The sequence below is a fragment of the Bacillus cihuensis genome (assembly GCF_000504145.1).
In the GTDB taxonomy this organism is placed as follows: domain Bacteria; phylum Bacillota; class Bacilli; order Bacillales; family DSM-1321; genus Peribacillus; species Peribacillus huizhouensis.
This window is the reverse complement of sequence record NZ_KI632495.1, coordinates 789,804-806,913: the sequence shown is the minus strand read 5'-3', so window position 1 is coordinate 806,913 and position 17,110 is coordinate 789,804. Positions and strand designations below refer to the sequence as shown.

13 protein-coding genes and 1 pseudogene are annotated in these 17,110 nt (G+C 35.8%); 8 read left to right on the top strand and 6 right to left on the bottom strand.

Going from position 1 to position 17,110, the window contains the following annotated elements; genetic code table 11:
* Positions 1-205 precede the first annotated feature (205 nt).
* The 3 genes from V179_RS0109775 to V179_RS0109765 are packed head-to-tail and all read right to left on the bottom strand — an operon-like array spanning position 206 to position 2,461.
* Positions 206-1,252, bottom strand: coding sequence for an alpha/beta fold hydrolase (locus V179_RS0109775; RefSeq protein ID WP_028391275.1), 1,047 nt, complete (start codon positions 1,250-1,252; stop codon positions 206-208).
* Complete coding sequence (locus V179_RS27705; RefSeq protein WP_051404910.1) at positions 1,246-1,671, bottom strand: hypothetical protein; 426 nt, start codon at positions 1,669-1,671, stop codon at positions 1,246-1,248. Before V179_RS27705 ends, V179_RS0109775 begins: the two co-directional genes overlap by 7 nt.
* A gap of 22 nt (positions 1,672-1,693) precedes the next feature.
* Complete coding sequence (locus V179_RS0109765) at positions 1,694-2,461, bottom strand: SDR family oxidoreductase (RefSeq protein ID WP_028391274.1); 768 nt, start codon at positions 2,459-2,461, stop codon at positions 1,694-1,696.
* A gap of 326 nt (positions 2,462-2,787) precedes the next feature.
* On the opposite strand from V179_RS0109765, the gene V179_RS0109760 reads away from it, so the two are divergent.
* Both V179_RS0109760 and V179_RS0109755 read left to right on the top strand, forming a co-directional pair.
* Entirely contained in the window at positions 2,788-3,180 is a 393-nt protein-coding gene (locus V179_RS0109760) for a thiol-disulfide oxidoreductase DCC family protein (protein ID WP_028391273.1), read from the top strand.
* 505 nt (positions 3,181-3,685) lie between these two features.
* Positions 3,686-5,806, top strand: coding sequence for an ATP-dependent Clp protease ATP-binding subunit (locus tag V179_RS0109755; RefSeq protein ID WP_028391272.1), 2,121 nt, complete (start codon positions 3,686-3,688; stop codon positions 5,804-5,806).
* A gap of 120 nt (positions 5,807-5,926) precedes the next feature.
* On the opposite strand, the gene V179_RS0109750 is transcribed toward V179_RS0109755, so the two are convergent.
* Positions 5,927-7,045 carry an NAD(P)/FAD-dependent oxidoreductase gene (locus V179_RS0109750; protein WP_028391271.1) on the bottom strand — a complete coding sequence of 373 codons (1,119 nt, stop codon included), beginning with the start codon at positions 7,043-7,045 and terminating at the stop codon, positions 5,927-5,929.
* Positions 7,046-7,203: 158 nt separating this feature from the next.
* Here V179_RS0109750 and V179_RS0109745 point away from each other — a divergent pair, with 158 nt between their 5' ends.
* Complete coding sequence (locus V179_RS0109745; RefSeq protein WP_028391270.1) at positions 7,204-7,806, top strand: hypothetical protein; 603 nt, start codon at positions 7,204-7,206, stop codon at positions 7,804-7,806.
* Between the two features lie 226 nt (positions 7,807-8,032).
* Here V179_RS0109745 and V179_RS0109740 read toward each other — a convergent pair whose 3' ends face one another.
* Positions 8,033-8,677: a YczE/YyaS/YitT family protein gene (locus V179_RS0109740; RefSeq protein WP_028391269.1), complete on the bottom strand. Its 645-nt coding sequence runs from the start codon at positions 8,675-8,677 to the stop codon at positions 8,033-8,035.
* 398 nt (positions 8,678-9,075) lie between these two features.
* On the opposite strand from V179_RS0109740, the gene V179_RS0109735 reads away from it, so the two are divergent.
* From V179_RS0109735 to opuFB, 3 genes are read left to right on the top strand one after another with little or no spacing between them, the layout of a single operon-like run.
* On the top strand, positions 9,076-9,705 hold the full coding sequence (locus V179_RS0109735; protein ID WP_028391268.1) for a flavodoxin family protein: 630 nt from the start codon (positions 9,076-9,078) through the stop codon (positions 9,703-9,705).
* A gap of 53 nt (positions 9,706-9,758) precedes the next feature.
* Positions 9,759-10,724 (top strand): ABC transporter ATP-binding protein, encoded by a 966-nt coding sequence (locus V179_RS0109730; RefSeq protein ID WP_028391267.1) that lies wholly within the window; start codon positions 9,759-9,761, stop codon positions 10,722-10,724.
* A complete protein-coding gene (gene opuFB, locus V179_RS0109725) occupies positions 10,717-12,240 on the top strand; it encodes an osmoprotectant update ABC transporter permease/substrate-binding subunit OpuFB (RefSeq protein ID WP_028391266.1) in 1,524 nt (507 codons plus the stop codon). The genes V179_RS0109730 and opuFB overlap by 8 nt, the downstream gene beginning before the upstream one ends.
* A 182-nt stretch (positions 12,241-12,422) precedes the next feature.
* Here opuFB and V179_RS32205 read toward each other — a convergent pair.
* Positions 12,423-12,760 (bottom strand): annotated as a pseudogene (locus V179_RS32205) (Tn3 family transposase); the annotation flags it as partial.
* A 96-nt stretch (positions 12,761-12,856) separates the two neighbouring features.
* Between V179_RS32205 and V179_RS29985 the strand changes: the two are divergent.
* Together V179_RS29985 and V179_RS0109715 are read left to right on the top strand one after the other, a co-directional pair.
* Positions 12,857-13,003, top strand: a complete 147-nt coding sequence (locus V179_RS29985) for a hypothetical protein (RefSeq protein ID WP_235179013.1) — start codon at positions 12,857-12,859, stop codon at positions 13,001-13,003.
* A gap of 484 nt (positions 13,004-13,487) precedes the next feature.
* On the top strand, positions 13,488-16,658 hold the full coding sequence (locus V179_RS0109715) for an ATP-binding cassette domain-containing protein (protein ID WP_028391265.1): 3,171 nt from the start codon (positions 13,488-13,490) through the stop codon (positions 16,656-16,658).
* The last annotated feature ends 452 nt before the right edge of the window (positions 16,659-17,110 follow it).

Here is a 17,110-nt window from a genome sequence, read left to right as displayed (position 1 = left end):
TAGCAAGAAGGAAGCTGCCCCAATCGAAAAGTACAGATCGATATTCGTTAGAATATGGAAACAGATTAGTCCTTCAATCACTAAAGTTCCATGATTAAAATGAAGGGATAGCTTACTTCAGAATAGAACGGGAATCAATTAATAATGAAAAGTGACTAAAAGCTAAAAACCAAGAGAAGCCAGAAAAAGTCTGGCTTCTCTTTTTTCACTGACTAATCGGTCCTGATCGCTCCGGTAGCCATTCTTTATAATAAACGGGAAGTGTATCATCGTAAAGCATCTGAGCATGGCCACTTTCTAATAGATGTAATGTTTTATCAGGACTTGAAACGGCACCCATAATCGGTGATATCATTGCATTAGGCACGAGACGGTCATTTTGACTTGCAATGACTAATAAATTCGCTTTTATTCTATTTAGTTTTGCTTTTTTACCTCTAATTTTAAGCGTTCCTTTAATCAATTTGTTGTCTATTATTAGATCATGCGTCATCTGCTTTACCGCACCTGACGTTAGGGGAATATAATCATTTGTCCAAGCATTAAAGCGACGCCACCATTTCACATATTCTTCATCGTCTGCCCGATTTAATAAAGACAATAAAGGGGATATATAAACTGGAGAAGTCATAAGTCGCAAACCAGACTTAACTGCTTTAGCTGGTACAATTTGAAATACATCCAATATCTCATCAAATGAGACTTTTCCTTCACGCATTGCTTCAGACCATTGATCAAACTGGGGTACTTGTTCGAAATCGATTGGAGCAACTGTTAAGATTAAGTTTCTAATTGGCTCCTCTGCGATTGCTGCATAGATGGCAGCGAGTGTACCACCTATACAAGATCCAAGCAAGGAAATTTCTTTTGCACCGGAATGCCTAAGAACTCGCTGTACTCCTTTTTGAATATAATCCAATATATACTCATCTATGGAAATATTTCCATCCTCATATCCAGGAATTCCGAAGTCTAGTAAATAGATGTCATATCCTTCTTTACCAAAAGCCCCTATCAAACTATTACCAGGACCCAAATCAAAGATATAAGGACGATTTATTATTGAATAAATGATAAGAATTGGTATATTGTATCGTTTTTTCTTAGCTGGATAATGCCATAATGTTGCCTTATTCTTTTTCCAAACGGCAATTCTTGGAGTCATCATCATTTCTGGCATTTCTTGGTTTCTAATGTCTAGGAAACTTTGTAATTTTGATGATTTTTTAGGGTCTGTTTTACGCTTTACCACTTAAACTTCCCCGTCTCATTTGCGTTATTTTCAGACGCGAGGTAAGTTTGTAAAATCTTTATTAATCGTTTTCTTCTTTCACTTGGTGATGTTGTAGGATTAGCCATGTTAATTTGTGGGTTTTTTTGAAACAGGGTAGCCAATGTTTCGTCTAATTTATCGAGTTTTTCTTCAAGTTGAACGGTCATTTTAGCAATATTGGCAATATCTCTTTTTGTTGGAAAATTAAGAGCGACGGACAACATTTCTATATTGTCTTGGTTTCTTTTAATTTGCGGGGCAATTTGATTAGAGTATAAACTTGCGAGTTCGATGATTTCTTTTTTATTCAATGAATCTTGAATTTTCTTATTAATCTTTCGTTCTGCATTGGTTCCATGTTTCTTCAATTCATAAAAAACATCTCGTTTTATAGCCATCATAATCTTCCTTTCCTTTAGTTTACACGAGTGCTGAAATGCCACCATCGACAACCAATATATGTCCAATCATATAATCAGATGCTCTTGATGCTAGAAATATGGCAGCACCTTTTAGATCCTCTTGATTACCGAAACGTCCTGCTGGCATATTCCCAAGAATATCAAAATTTGTTTGCTCAATAATTTTTTGTGTGATTTTAGTAGGGAAGAAACCAGGTGCAATCGCATTTACTTGAATACCATGTCTTGCAAGTTTAACGCCTAAGTCTTTCGTAAAGGTAATCACCGCACCTTTACTTGTGTTATAAGCAATCGTGTCTAATAATTCAGGGGCAGTACCTCCAAATCCATTCACAGAGGCTATATTAATAATTTTTCCAGAATGCTGTTTGATCATGACTGCTGCGACTGCTTGAGAAAATAAGAAGGTCCCTGTTATGTTAACGTCCATTACTTTTTGCCATTGATGTTCTTTCAGATCAAGCACAGGTGATACCCAAGATGTACCGCTATTGTTCACTAAAATATCGATTGAACCAAACTCGGCAACAGTTTCACTTACTACATGATCAATATCGGCTTTTTTTGTAATATCACATTGAAAAGCTAGCACTTTGACACCGATTTTACTAAGTTCTTCTTTGGCAGCCTCACACGCCGTAATGTCGCGAGAGGCAATTACGATATTGGCACCAGCTTCAGCTAGAGCACTCGCAATCTGTAACCCAAGACCGCGTCCTCCCCCTGTAATAATAGCTGATTTTCCAGTTAAATCGAATCGATTCATCTATAAACCTCCAATCCTCCAATCCTTTGCCTTTCTTAATAGTATAGACAAGCACACCCCTACGCGTGCGTATAAATGACCATCTGACCCCCGCCCGTTTTTACATCTGGAAATATGTAGTAAGAACTTGATACAAAGGCAGTAGATGACTTTACGCTCTTAAAGATAGATACACATCTGTTGCAATTAGTGTAGTGAAAGGCTAATGTTAAAGAACATAGAAGCCAAATATACATCAGTGTTGCACAGAGAATTTCAGATAAAGAGAAATGAAAGAAACCTCTTTGATCCAAAACAAAATCATATCAATGATTGAAGGTGAGAATATGAAGGGTATCGTTTTGTTTGATGGGGAATGTAATTTTTGTGATAAGAGTGTGCAGTTCATTATCAAACGTGATCCTAAAGGGTATTATAATTTCGCATCTCTCCAAAGTAATATAGGGCAAGAGCTTTTAAAAAAATACAAACTTTATTCAAACTTGGAAAGCTTTTTCCTAATTGAACATGATAAAGCCTATGAAAAGTCCACAGCTGCACTTAGAATTACCAAAAACTTAAGCGGATATTGGAAATTTCTTTACCCTCTAATACTTGTTCCTGTACCATTCAGGAATTGGTTATATAGGATTATCGCGAAAAATAGATATAAATGGTTCGGTAAAAAAGATCAATGTGTCATTCCTTCCCCAGAAATTAGGAAGCGATTTATAGATTAAAGCGAAGGAAAAAGCAGACTAACCTGCTTTTTTTTATTGATTAATGTATTTAAAGTAAACTTCGTTAGTTTTTTTACATTTTCTGCATATGTCTTTAAACGTAAACTTATCTAAAACAGCATATCCTTTGTTTGCTAATTTTCTTAATTATTCAGGATATTTCTAAAGCTAAATACGATGAAAGCAATCATGTTTACATAATCAACTTGGATAATGACTAAGTTAGATTCTGAACGATTCAGATCATCTTAAAGGTAAAAGAATTCGGTCCCTCTAGACAACATCAAATTTTTAACTACAAATAAACAGCTAATGTCGTAATTCCACCCCACACACCATTATTTACAGCAATGTCCTAAAAAATTATGTTTTTCATTACAATTTAGTCCTTTTTTATAATCCAAACTTTCATAAGCAAAAATATTGAAAGTCAAAGAAGGTCAATGTATAATAAGGTCAAAGATAGTCAAAGTCAATTATGGAATTTGTAAAGGAGGAGTACAGTATGTACTGTGAAATTTGTCAAGATAAACAAGCTAATATTCAAGTTCATATGATTGTTAATGGTCAACAGCATGATATGAAATTGTGCTCCACTTGCTATAAAAAAGAGACTAGTAAGTTAACAGCAATGAATGGAGGAATGACTCCGTTTGAACCAGATTTTTTTAAAGCATTCAATCAAACTGAAAATCATATAAATGGTCACAATCAAACTTCAAAGCAAACAGCACCAAAAGGTGGAGGGATACTTGAAGAGTATGGTCGAAACTTAACAGATGCTGCAAAGGCAGGCATCATTGACCCAGTCATTGGCCGGAAAGATGAAGTGGAGCGAGTTATTGAAATATTAAATCGGCGGAACAAAAACAACCCTGTACTGATCGGGGAACCAGGTGTTGGTAAAACGGCGATTGCGGAAGGATTGGCTTTAAAAATTGCAGAAGGAGATGTACCGGTAAAATTACGAACAAAAGAAGTGTATATGCTTGATGTTGCTTCGCTTGTATCTAACACTGGCATACGTGGGCAATTCGAGGAGCGGATGAAACAGCTGATTTCTGAATTACAGAATAGAAAAAATGTCATCTTATTTATTGATGAAATTCACCAAATTGTCGGAGCAGGCTCTGCGGAAGGATCAATGGATGCTGGAAATATATTAAAACCAGCTCTAGCACGTGGAGAACTTCAACTAGTAGGCGCAACAACATTAACTGAATATCGAAAAATAGAGAAAGATGGAGCGCTTGAACGTCGTTTTCAACCTGTATCGGTAAATGAACCCAGTGTCACTGATACGATCACGATTTTACAGGGAATAAAAGCAAATTATGAAAAATATCATGACGTTGAATATAGCGAAGCAGCTCTTAAAGCAGCGGCTACACTTTCACATCGATATATTCAAGACCGTTTCCTGCCCGATAAAGCGATAGATTTAATGGATGAAGCAGGTTCGAAATTGAATTTAAAGATAGAAGCAAGAGATCAAGAGACTATTCAATCCCGTTTGATACAAATTTTTCAAGAAAAAGAACAAGCACTAAAAGAAGAAAACTATGAACTAGCTGCTAAGTTGCGAGACGAGGAAGATAAATTAGATAAACTGTTAAATCGAGAAAATATAGAAAAACCAATTGTGACGGTTGAAAATATTCAAGAAATTATCGAACGAAAAACAGGCATTCCTGTTGGGAAGTTACAAGAAGATGAACATAAAAAAATGCTGCATCTTCAAGAAGAATTGGCTAAGAAAGTCATTGGTCAGGAAGAGGCAGTGAAGAAAGTAGCTAAAGCAATCCGAAGAAGTCGAGCAGGGTTGAAATCAAAAAACCGCCCGATTGGTTCTTTCCTTTTTGTAGGACCTACTGGAGTTGGAAAAACCGAACTGTCAAAATCACTAGCATACGAGTTATTTGGTTCTAAAGATGCGATGATTCGACTCGACATGAGCGAATTTATGGAAAAACATAGTGTATCAAAACTGATTGGTTCACCTCCTGGTTATGTAGGGCATGAAGAGGCAGGACAATTGACTGAGAAAGTTCGTCGTAAACCATATAGCATCATTCTTCTCGACGAAATTGAAAAAGCCCATCCTGATGTGATGCACATGTTTTTGCAAATTTTAGAAGATGGCCGATTAACGGATAGTCAGGGGCGAACTGTTACCTTTAAAGATACAGTCATCATTATGACAAGTAATGCTGGTGTTAGTGAAAAACGAAATGTAATGGGATTTGGAACAAGCACTGCAGTTGAGGAAGCTAGTATTCTGCATTCACTAGGCAGCTTCTTTAAACCTGAATTCCTAAATCGTTTCGACAGCATCATTGAATTCGCAACTCTAGAGAAAGCTGATCTATTACAAATTATCGAGATACTGATGCAAGAATTGTTTGTAACTATTCAAGCTCAAGATCTTACATTAGAAGTAACAGAGGAAGTGAAAGAAAAACTGGTTGAACTCGGATATCATCCAGCTTACGGTGCACGTCCTCTAAGCAGAGTGATTCAAGAACAATTAGAAGATAGGATAGCAGACTTCATATTTGAACAACCTAGAGTAAAAAACTTTAAAGTAATTGTAGAAGATAATCAAATAAAAATTATTGCAAAATAAACAGCGAACGAGGCTGTCCCATAACGAAAGGGTAGACCATACATCTACTATGACACAATAAGTGGTTATAGAGAGTGAGGTTAGTTCCTTTGGGACTGCCTCGTTTTTGAATGCAAGAAATCAGTCTTTCATCGCACTGCTAACATCATAATGCTCTAATTCAATATCCAATGGCAATCCGAGTACAAGCTTTGCTATTTGGAATCCAATATAAGGTCCCATCGTTAGCCCTGAAGCTCCGAGACCATTTGCAACTATTAATCCATCCCAGCCAGGCATCGGTCCAATTATCGGCAGGAATCCAGGGGTAAACGGACGGAAACCGACCCGACCTTCTAAAAATGTACTATTCGATAAACCAGGTGCTGTATCCAAAGCCTTATCAAGCACTTCCTGTAATCCGCCTGCTGTCAAACGTAAATCAAACCTATCTGTGTTTTCATGTGTAGCACCTACGACAATCTTCTCGTTATCAAATGCAAGCATATATTGGTCAGTTGGTGGCATAATGACAGGCCAAGCACTTGTATCTGTCTCTGGGAGTGCTAAATGAATAATTTGTGCTTTTTGAAAGCTTACTTGAAAGTTAATCCCTAGAGGCTCTAACAATTGGTTGGCCCATGCTCCAGCACAGACAATCACTTTACTTGCTTCGATTTTCTCATTATTTACTTGAACTCCAATAACTCGTTTTCCGTTAAATTGAAGGACGGCATTTCCAGAAATAAGTTTCGCTCCTCTTTTTTGTGCTGCCCGAAGCAATGAATCTCGTAACGAACGGCCATCTACTCTAGCCGCACCGCTTACATGTAGAGAAGAATATTCTTCTGATAGCGGGGGGAAAAGGCGAATGGTTTCTTGTTCAGTTAGTTTCTCGATTTCTCCGATTTCAGGTGCATCTTCTTTTCGTTTCAGAGCACGTATCTCCATGGCATTAATTTTTTCTTGCTCCTTATGTATACTTAAAGCTCCAACGCGTGCATAACCGGTTTCTGTTTCACCGTCTTTTTCAAGATCGTCAATTAACTCCGGATAGAAACATGCACCTGACTTCGCAAGCTGGTACCATGCTTTATTCCGCCGTTGCGATAGCCAAGGGCAAACAATCCCTGCCGCAGCATCTGTCGCTTGACCAGCATCCTTGCGATCGATAATGACAACTTCCGAACCCATTTTAGAAAGTTGATAAGCGGTCGAAGCTCCAAGAATTCCCGCTCCAACGATAATAAACTTTTGCATACAAAACATCCTTTTCTTTCAAATTCCATTGCATCATTATAACGTATTTACAAGCCAACTTCATATTATTCCTTTGATAAAAACAATACAATTCCGTTATTCGTATAAAGTATTGTATAATCAGATGCAAAGCTTTAGTGATATTAGGAGGATATATTTTGATAAAAACCAAATTGAAACAATATATAACAGACGAATTGAGCAAGGGAGCTACAAACAAAATCGAATTATACAAAGAAGAAAAAGAATATGCTGAAACAAATCAACTAATTGATCCGCAAATAATCATTATTGAAGAGAAAAATGAAGCGTTACGTTTTGCTGACATATATATCGAGAGAAGCGATAAAGAAACGGAAGAACTCATATCAGAAGAAAATAGTGCTTTCTTAGATCAATCTATTATATTTTTGAAAACAAATCGGAATGAATTTATGTACGTTGAAGCTGATTCGTTTGATATTATTGGAGTAGAAGCTGTTTCTCTTGAACTTGATGATGTTTTTGGTACATACGACGTGATGCTTGGTTTAAAACAGCAGAAAAAAACGGGTCCCGTAATTAAAGAATTATTGGCAAAACAGCTTGGTGAGTCAGCATCCTTCAATTTACTATTTAATCAAGGGGAAGGCATGTGGGATCTGAATTTTTCATTAAATGATCTCGCTGGTTTTAAAGAGGAACTTTCCATCAGAGAAGTTCTTCAACTTATTTACCGTTTCTTATTTACATTAGTTGAAGAAGTTGAAATTGCAAAGTAAATAATTTCGCAGTGTTGTTTGGGTATGTTATGTCCAAATAGGCAAAATCATGTAGTAGAGGTAATGTTAAGAACACGACAATAAAAAGAACCAGCCCTTTATTTGAGCTGGTTCTTTAAAATTAGGCTTAGGAAAAGCTCATTGTTGATGTTTGCACTAGGTTGATTGTAGCGAAAGCCTGAAATGGAAATCAACAGGCAACAGGCAAGTTTAATAGAGTCTAAAATTAAAAAGGTACTTCAACCTGTTCTTTCCGTTTTCTATCTATAGTATCTATCAAAGTACGGATGGTTTTCATAGAAAATTGAAATACAGGGCTTTGAATAAACGTATAAATAAATGTCATAACAAATACTGGCCCTCCCAAAATAAACCCAATGATTAGAACTAAAGTTTCTACTACAATCCTTGCGCGACTAACAGACAAGCCAGTTTTATCAGACACCGAAAGCATAAATCCATCCCGCGGACCTGCTCCAAAACTGCAAGCCACATACATCCCTCCGCCAATCCCAGTGATTGTAACTCCAGACAACAGAATTAGCAGATTTAACCAAAAATGCTCCGTTGCATGGGGGAGAATATCAAGCCATAAGAAAAAGTCAAAGATCGGGCCTATCAGTAATGCATTTAAGAATGTACCGACATTAATGTATCTTCTGTCAACAAGAAAGACAACAATTACTAGCATCAGACCACAAATTACATTCCAAGTTCCAATCGTCAAGCCAAACCTTTGAAACATGGCAACATTAAGAACTTCCCAAGGATGCAAACCAAGAAATTTCACATTGACTGCGATTGCATTACCTAAACCAAATAATGTTAAGCCTAGAAAAAAAATAAAATAGCGAAAAAGCTTTAAACCCATTCTCTCACCTCTAACTTATATATATCCATTACTTTAGAACAGTAGAAAGGAAAGGACAAGTAATAATTGGAATTATTTCCAAAATAATTGTCCTATAAATAAGAATTTTGTGATAATATACCTTTTATTAGTGTGATAAATATAAGTTATTGCTTTGAAAAATTGAGTATTAAAGTTTGAGAAGTTAATTTCCTATTATCCAAGACATAAAAGATTGTAAAGTCCCACTTTATCTACTGCAACATCCTTGTATAGCAAAGTCTTTATTCAAAAATTCAATGGAGAAATTCCAGTCTTTAAGTCGCGAAAATGTCAATAGTCTAGCAACATACCAAATGTTTTACTTAACCTTTGATAGGGAAGAAAGGAGGTAACACATTCTTAAGGAGTTGGGCTTTATGTCATTAAAAGCACTTGTACTAAATTGTACATTGAAAAAAAGTTCGAAAAAGTCGAATACATTTGCATTGGTTGAAGAAGTGACAACTTATTTCAAAGGTAAAGATGTTGAAACAGAAATCTTGACACTTGCTGATTTTAAGATTGGCTATGGGATTACACATGAAGCAGTTGATGCCGACGACCAATGGCCAGAAATTTTCGAAAAAGTAAAGATGGCAGATATCTTAATTATCGCTTCGCCCATATGGCTTGGAGAACAGAGCAGTATTGCAACGAAGGCAATTGAAAGATTATATGGGGGGAGCAGTTTAACAAATAATAAAGGACAATATCTTTATTATAATAAAGTTGGTGGAGTGATTGTTACCGGGAATGAAGATGGTGCAAAGCATGTTTCAAGATCGGTTATTTATGCACTTTCCCATATAGGTTTTACAATTCCACCTAATGTAGACACATACTGGGTAGGAGAAGCTGGACCAGGACCATCATTCATCGAAGCAAAAGGAGAACAAAATAAATTTACGAGGCAGCATGCGAAAATCATGGCTTATAATCTTTACCATTTTGCAAATCTGTTAAAAGAACAACCGATTCCTGTTGAGGGTAATGTGATTGAAGAATAAGGGTTACATATCATAAAGAGAGCAGACCATGCAACCTAAAAAGGAGCCATACGATGATTCAATTTATAAATGTAACAAAGACATTTCCAGACGGTACAAGCGCGGTTGAAAATCTTAATTTAACCATAAAGGAAGGGGAGTTTTTTGTATTAATTGGCCCAAGCGGCTGTGGTAAAACTACAACATTGAAAATGATGAATCGACTAATTGATTGCACGAAGGGAACAATTACAATTGGAAACAAGGAAATAACGAAGTATGATGTTAATGAACTTCGTTGGAATATTGGATATGTTCTACAACAGACTGGCCTCTTTCCACATATGACTAATGGAGAAAACATTGCCATTGTACCAGAATTAAAAAAGTGGAAGAAAGTAAAAATTCAAAATCGAGTAAATGAATTATTAAACATGATCGGGTTAGACCCAAAAGTATATCGTAATCGTAAACCGAAAGAATTATCAGGCGGGCAACAGCAGCGGATCGGTGTTGCCCGAGCTTTGGCTGCAGATCCCACTATTATACTTATGGATGAGCCATTTAGTGCACTTGATCCGATTAGTAGGGAAAAGCTTCAGGATGATATGATTGATTTACAAAGAAAGATTAAGAAAACCATCGTTTTTGTTACTCATGATATGAATGAAGCACTTAAGCTTGGTGACCGGATTTGTGTGATGAAAGAAGGTAAAGCGATTCAAATAGGCACACCAGAAGAACTTATCAAAAATCCCGTCAATCACTTTGTAAAGGATTTCGTTGGTTCACAAAATGATCGAACAAACGATAGCTTTAATCTAAAAAATATTATACATCAACCTAGTAATGGGCTTTTTACAAACTTGGAAGACGCCATTTCTGTAGATCATTCTTTACAAGATACACTAGCTTATTTAACTACTAACGAACAGTTGCCTGTAGAGGAGGATGGCGAGATAATTGGCATGATAAATAGGCAAATCATCATTGAATATTTGGCAGGTAAGTCGGATGAAAGAGGGCGCGGCAATGAATAGGTTCATTGATGTTTTTAGCGAAAGGAAGGGACAGTTATTCCAAGCGATAGTTGAGCACATACAAATTTCGTTTATTGCACTATTTTTTTCTGCCTTAATTGCTATACCTCTTGGGATTTACTTAACAAAAAAGCAAAAACAAGCTGAAGCGATTATAGGTATATCAGCTGTTCTTCAAACAATTCCTTCCCTTGCTCTACTTGGTCTGTTAATTCCGCTGTTCGGAATCGGCAAAGTACCAGCGATTATTGCTCTAATTGTTTATGCGTTGCTTCCAATTATAAGAAATACATACACAGGAATTAAAGAAGTTGACTCCTCAATACTTGAAGCGGCATGTGGAATGGGGATGAATAGATGGCAGCGATTAATAAGAGTGGAGCTGCCGCTAGCAATGCCTGTTATTATGGCAGGAATCCGAACAGCAATGGTATTAATTATTGGGACAGCTACTCTTGCAGCACTCATTGGAGCAGGCGGTCTTGGTGAAATTATTTTACTTGGGATTGATCGAAATAATATGATTCTTATTATATTAGGCGCTGTCCCAGCAGCACTACTAGCGATCTTTTTTGATGTTCTACTACGTACGGTTGAACATTTATCTTTCAAAAAAACGATTACAGCAGTTGGAGCAATTATTACTGTGTTTTTCTTATCTAATATTGTGCCTTTAGCATTTCAAGATAACGAACAGACGAAAACAATCGTGATTGCAGGTAAGCTCGGTGCAGAGCCCGAGATCTTAATTAATATGTATAAGTTACTAATCGAAAATGACACAGATTTACATGTAGAACTGCAGCCTGGCCTAGGGAAAACATCATTTGTCTTTAATGCCTTAAAATCAGGCAGCATTGACATATATCCTGAATTTACTGGTACAGCTATTTCCGAGTTTTTAAAAGAAACGGCAGTTAGTACAGATCGGACTGAAGTATACAAGCAAGCGAAAAAAGGATTGAGTGAATCGTTTGATATGGAATTGTTGAAACCGATGAGCTATAACAACACGTATACTCTGGCTGTGCCTAAGAAAACCGCAGATACATATAAACTTGCCACCATTTCTGACCTGAAGGATGTGCAGCAACAAATCAATGCAGGTTTCACTTTAGAATTTGCAGACCGCAAAGATGGATATCTTGGTATACAAAATTTGTATGGCATCACATTTGAAAATTTAGTTACCATGGAACCAAAACTACGATACTCTGCGATCGAAAAAGGGGATATCAACCTTGTAGATGCTTATTCAACAGATAGCGAGTTAAAAAAATATCAGCTCATCGTTTTAGAAGATGACCTACATTTATTTCCACCATATCAAGGAGCGCCACTTTTAAGAAAAAAAACAGTGGCAGAGTATCCTGAAGTAGTCAAAGCATTAAATAAGCTTGCAGGGAAAATCACTGATGCCGAAATGCGAGACATGAATTATAAAGTAAATGTCAATGGCATCGCTCCTCGTCAAATTGCAAAGGACTATTTGAATAAGCAGGGTTTGCTTAAGTGAACTGAATGGGGCTGTGTCAGAGACCCTTTGAGCCAGCCCCTCCTTTTAGGGGTACGGTCAGGAAAATGCGGATATACAATGTAAAGCCTATTTTCCTGACGATTCCCCCGTTTTTAGCAACGTTCAGAAAGTTATAGTGGTCTTAAAGAATATAATGAGACCACTTTCTCCGAGTTAAAATGTTATTCTTCTAGTAAATTAATAAGTTCCCAACCTAAAAGCGACATATGATGCACTAAGTCTTCATTAAAACTACTAGTCCGTTTTGAATATTTTACTGCTTTTGTTAGGTGTAGAGTATTCCGAATACATATGGCAGTGATTATTTATGTTTAAAGCACTGAATCTTTGTTATTGATGCTGTGTGGTACACTCCCGAAGTAAATAGTTTTTGCCAGTCCATTCATAACTTCTCCTTTATTCGCTCCTTTTGTTTTTTCTATTCGTCCAATCTACATAAGGTTGTAGTTAAGGCTTTTTGTCTTGAATAAGAACCTAATTTCCCCATAACCAGGGATGCTATACTGTTCCTTTGACTATAAATAATGATCAAGCGAAAACTTGACATGACACAAAATAGTGTCGTATTATAAAAAAACAGATAGGACACCGATAAGTGTCGTTTGGGTCGCGAAAATCTCTAAATCTCGATCAAACTGGATTTAGTGAAGAAACAAAAGCACGCGAAGGAGCCATCGAGGGAGCTGAATATGCTTGGAAGAACATGGGTGCTCAGCTTGAAAAAGTGTTAACAGAACTGTAAAAATGATTTCTTCATCCTCTATAATTGCTGCTGTTTGGGTCCAACCTTTTTGGTGGGTACTTGAATATATCAATCACATAGAAGGTGATAATGGTTAATATTAATTGTTTTATACAATTAAACCATTCTTCAAAAATAGGACGCTTTTCCGGAACAAGGAAAGCGTCATTTTTAATGGAATAGAGGAGTGAGATAAATAACAAGTTTTGTAGTTTAACAAAAGTGGCAGAAAGGTTATAGAATTTATTATAAACTTGAGAGTTAAGTAAATACTTTGTGGGTAGTGTTGAAAAAAGGGCCACTAATTGCTGGATTTGAGCCATGAAATTGTTTTTCAAAACGGTTTAAGTGAATATATAACGAGAAATATAAAATCTTCGTTAACAGATTAGTAATAATTTGTCGATTCGAAAAAAACACAACAAATTCATTTGAAGTTTTACTAACTGGCAATACAAATTTAGAGAATTGTAAGGAGATCACAATGAAAATAAATCAATTAATTGCGAACAATATTAACAAGTTAGATGCAGCACTCCCAGAAGATCAATCGTTAGGAATTGCTGGTTTGTCTGGATCTGGTAAAACAACTTTTTGTCAAACAATTGGTGAAGAATCAAAGAAGCGTCTTGTTTCCTTATTGCCTAAGGCTGAATATCAGTATTTATTTCCAAATATTATGGAAACTAATTTCAGTGCCATCAAGATGGAAGAGATGCCTTTAGTCCTTTTTCTCGGAAGATCATCCATTTCTTCCAATCCACGTTCAACAATTGGCACACATACTGGCGTTTTTAAAGAGATTCGCGAACATCTTGCTGAAAAATTTAATCTTTCTCCAGAAGTGTTTTCATTTAATAACCCATTAGGCTGGTGTCCAGGTTGTAAAGGACGCGGAACTACTAATAATATTGAATGTAAAAAATGTGGGGGTAAACGTTTTAATCAAGAAGTTGAGCATTATACGATTGAATTATTTGATCAACCACATACGATTTCCGATATCAACAACTTAAGCGTGGAATCCATTCTTTCTCTAGCAGACGTTTTACATATTAATGAAGCGAAACAACATATTCTCCAAAATATTATCAATATGAATATTGGTTACTTAACATTAAATCGAATTATGGGGACATTGTCAGGTGGAGAATTAACACGTCTATACTTGGCTGAATTCATGGCAGTAAGTGAAAATACCGTGATTATTATTGATGAAATCTCAGTGGGCCTTGATCACCAAACATTATTGAATATTTTAGAACAGATTAAACAATTAGGCTATAAGAATCAGATTTGGCTCATCGATCATTCTGACACAGTGCTCAATACAACAAATGAACAATTGTTCTTTGGCCCTGGCAGTGGTAAATATGGCGGAAAAATTGTGGAAGAATCGCCGCGTCCACAACCAATACAATGGGAACGAAATCAAGCGATGCCACCAGAATACTACCAATTCCATGATCTATATTGCCGTAATATTCAAATGCATGAATTCCAGGTACCCAAAAATAGACTTGTAACCGTTACAGGAGAGTCTGGGTGTGGAAAATCTACACTTATCAATGAATGTATAGTCATAGATTTTCTAAAGCGATATCCAAAAGATAAATTGGTTATGGTAGGTCAAGATCGAAACCAATCAATTACCAGTCGGTCAACCGTTGCGACTTTTCTTGATATTAAAAAGAAACTTACAAAATATAGTGAAGAGATTGATGATATTTTTCAGCGCTCGATTGAAGATATTATTGATGAACTGCCAAATGAAGACATTGCTCATAAACGCTTGAGCTTATTGATCAAACTTGGACTCGGTTATTTGACATTAGAAAGAAAAACACAAACATTATCGACGGGTGAATTTCAGTGTGTTCATTTAGTTTCGGAGTTGTTTGCTAACTCAAGAAACCCACATACGCTGTTTATTTTTGACGAGCCTTCAAAAGGGTTATCACAAAATATTTTAAACCAATTCATTGATAGTCTCAGGGGCATTCTAGAAGATGAATCAGTCTCTATCCTAATGATTGAACATAATGCCTATATGTTGGAAAGTTCTGATTATATCGTTGATTTTGGTAAAAGACAGCTTGCGCCTGTTACTCATCTTGATGTTGTCAGTCATGATGATTATTTTCAACAAAAAATTCGGGAAGATATCGGAGTTCCAATGCCGATTTCTTCCACACTTACGCATCAAAATGGCATTACTTATTTAAAAGAAAATCAGATCGACTATTTTAAAAATGCAGAAAACGTTTATAAAGGTGGTATCTTAAAAAGCTTATCATCAATGGCCCGTTTAATTTATGGTGAATACGAATCTGACACCATTGCTCCTGTCATTGCGATTGATCTTGAAAGACATTTGTATAGCCAATATAGTTTCCTTTATGAAATTGGTGGTCTGATTAACCATATTATAGCGTCGCATCCGAATAATAAAGATACTAAAAGCTTTGATTTCTTTTCTCAGGACAACCATTGTCCATCATGCTCGGGACGTCTTAAGATTGAAATATTTGATAAAGATCTTATAATTCAAGACAAAAATCTCCCATTCTGGGATGGACTATTCGTTCCGGAAGTAATGGAAGTATTAAAATTTTATCAATATCCAAAATTAGAATTTCTATTTGAAGAGATTAAGAATGAGCTCGGGTTTGACCTGACGAAAAGCTATAATGAGATGTCAGATGAAGAAAAGCATACATTTTGGTACGGGTATTTCGAAAAGTCATTTTATGATAAGAAAGGCAAGGCACGTAGAACATGGGTAGGTTTTAATACCATCATTGGTGGGTATATTGTCGTTTCAAAATCAATTATTAAAGAGCAAATGAAAGCTTCTAAAGAAATGATTACATGTCCTATTTGTGAAGGTACTGTTTTAAATCACCATAAACCGCTTAAATTTGGAGACACAGATATTCGTGAAATGATCAATCAGCCGATTGACCAAGTATTGAAAATAGTAGGTGATATACCTGTACTCGTCAAACTGAAATCAATTGTAGGAGGCGATGTGATTTTGACAGAAGATGTCTCCCTACTGTCTAGAAAAACACAAGTCTATTTAAAAATGTTTGAATTAGAACAAGCAAGCTTTACAGGTTATGAAATGGTATTACAAAATGTCTTACCATTCTGGGACATAATCAAAAACAATATCGAATCCATAAGTAACAATAATCAAGTGACTATCTGTGATTTTCTTCATATCAATGAAACGAGAGAAACGATTATTGATAAGTATTTCACAAATGGAAAATACAAAAAACTAACATATGTTTATGAAGCATTCGGTTACAAAAAAATAGTTACCCAAATTAATAAAATTAAGAAAAACCACCCATGTCCATTCTGTAAAGGAAAGAAAGTCATTTCGGAAGATGGTCTCCATGATGGCGTGTATAAATTAACAATTCCATGTGTAAGTTGTTTTGCAAGTGGCATCAATGATGAGGGACGTAAGGAAATTATTGATGGTATAGACGTACAAACATGGCTAACGGGCAAGGTAAGTGATGTTGTTAATGAAAGCTTGAATCATGAAGGTGTTGCAGATATCTCCATTTTCAATCGTATTCGTGAGTTGAATAAACAAGATATGATGGCGGTTTATCAATGCCTTGAGCAAAATCATTAAATAAAAATTATGAAATAAAAGCTAGATGGCAGCTAGTGGTAGATAACCCATTTGCAATCAGAATTGCAAATGGGTTTTTATGCTATTCTTGAACTTGTTGGTAAAGTGCATATGTACATAGACAAAAAAACATAGAAAATCTACTTTATTATATAAGCATGCCATTTGAAGCAAAAGTCTTTAAGAATGTTTTTAATCTTGTGTATAAAAGCTTTAATAGAAAGAATGGAAATCCCCAAAATATAAAAACATAATTCAACAATCGGTCGCTTTAATGAAGTATCGGAAATACGAGAAGTTGGGGTTATTAATTTGGAATTTCCTTAATGTTAAAATCGATTTTCTTGACGGTAACTCTTTTACGCAAAAAATACTGAGTAACCGAATAGTTATAATATTATTCCATTTTAAAATTATTATTAAAATGTTAACGATATGACTCAGAAAAATAT

Coding starts and splice junctions, on each gene's coding strand:
- V179_RS27705 (WP_051404910.1), bottom strand. CDS start 1,671: ATGGCTATAAAACGAGATGTTTTTTATGAATTGAAGAAACATGGAACC.
- V179_RS0109765 (WP_028391274.1), bottom strand. CDS start 2,461: ATGAATCGATTCGATTTAACTGGAAAATCAGCTATTATTACAGGGGGA.
- V179_RS0109735 (WP_028391268.1), top strand. CDS start 9,076: ATGTCATTAAAAGCACTTGTACTAAATTGTACATTGAAAAAAAGTTCG.
- V179_RS0109730 (WP_028391267.1), top strand. CDS start 9,759: ATGATTCAATTTATAAATGTAACAAAGACATTTCCAGACGGTACAAGC.
- V179_RS0109755 (WP_028391272.1), top strand. CDS start 3,686: ATGTACTGTGAAATTTGTCAAGATAAACAAGCTAATATTCAAGTTCAT.
- V179_RS0109715 (WP_028391265.1), top strand. CDS start 13,488: ATGAAAATAAATCAATTAATTGCGAACAATATTAACAAGTTAGATGCA.
- V179_RS0109750 (WP_028391271.1), bottom strand. CDS start 7,045: ATGCAAAAGTTTATTATCGTTGGAGCGGGAATTCTTGGAGCTTCGACC.
- V179_RS0109740 (WP_028391269.1), bottom strand. CDS start 8,677: ATGGGTTTAAAGCTTTTTCGCTATTTTATTTTTTTTCTAGGCTTAACA.
- V179_RS0109760 (WP_028391273.1), top strand. CDS start 2,788: ATGAAGGGTATCGTTTTGTTTGATGGGGAATGTAATTTTTGTGATAAG.
- opuFB (WP_028391266.1), top strand. CDS start 10,717: ATGAATAGGTTCATTGATGTTTTTAGCGAAAGGAAGGGACAGTTATTC.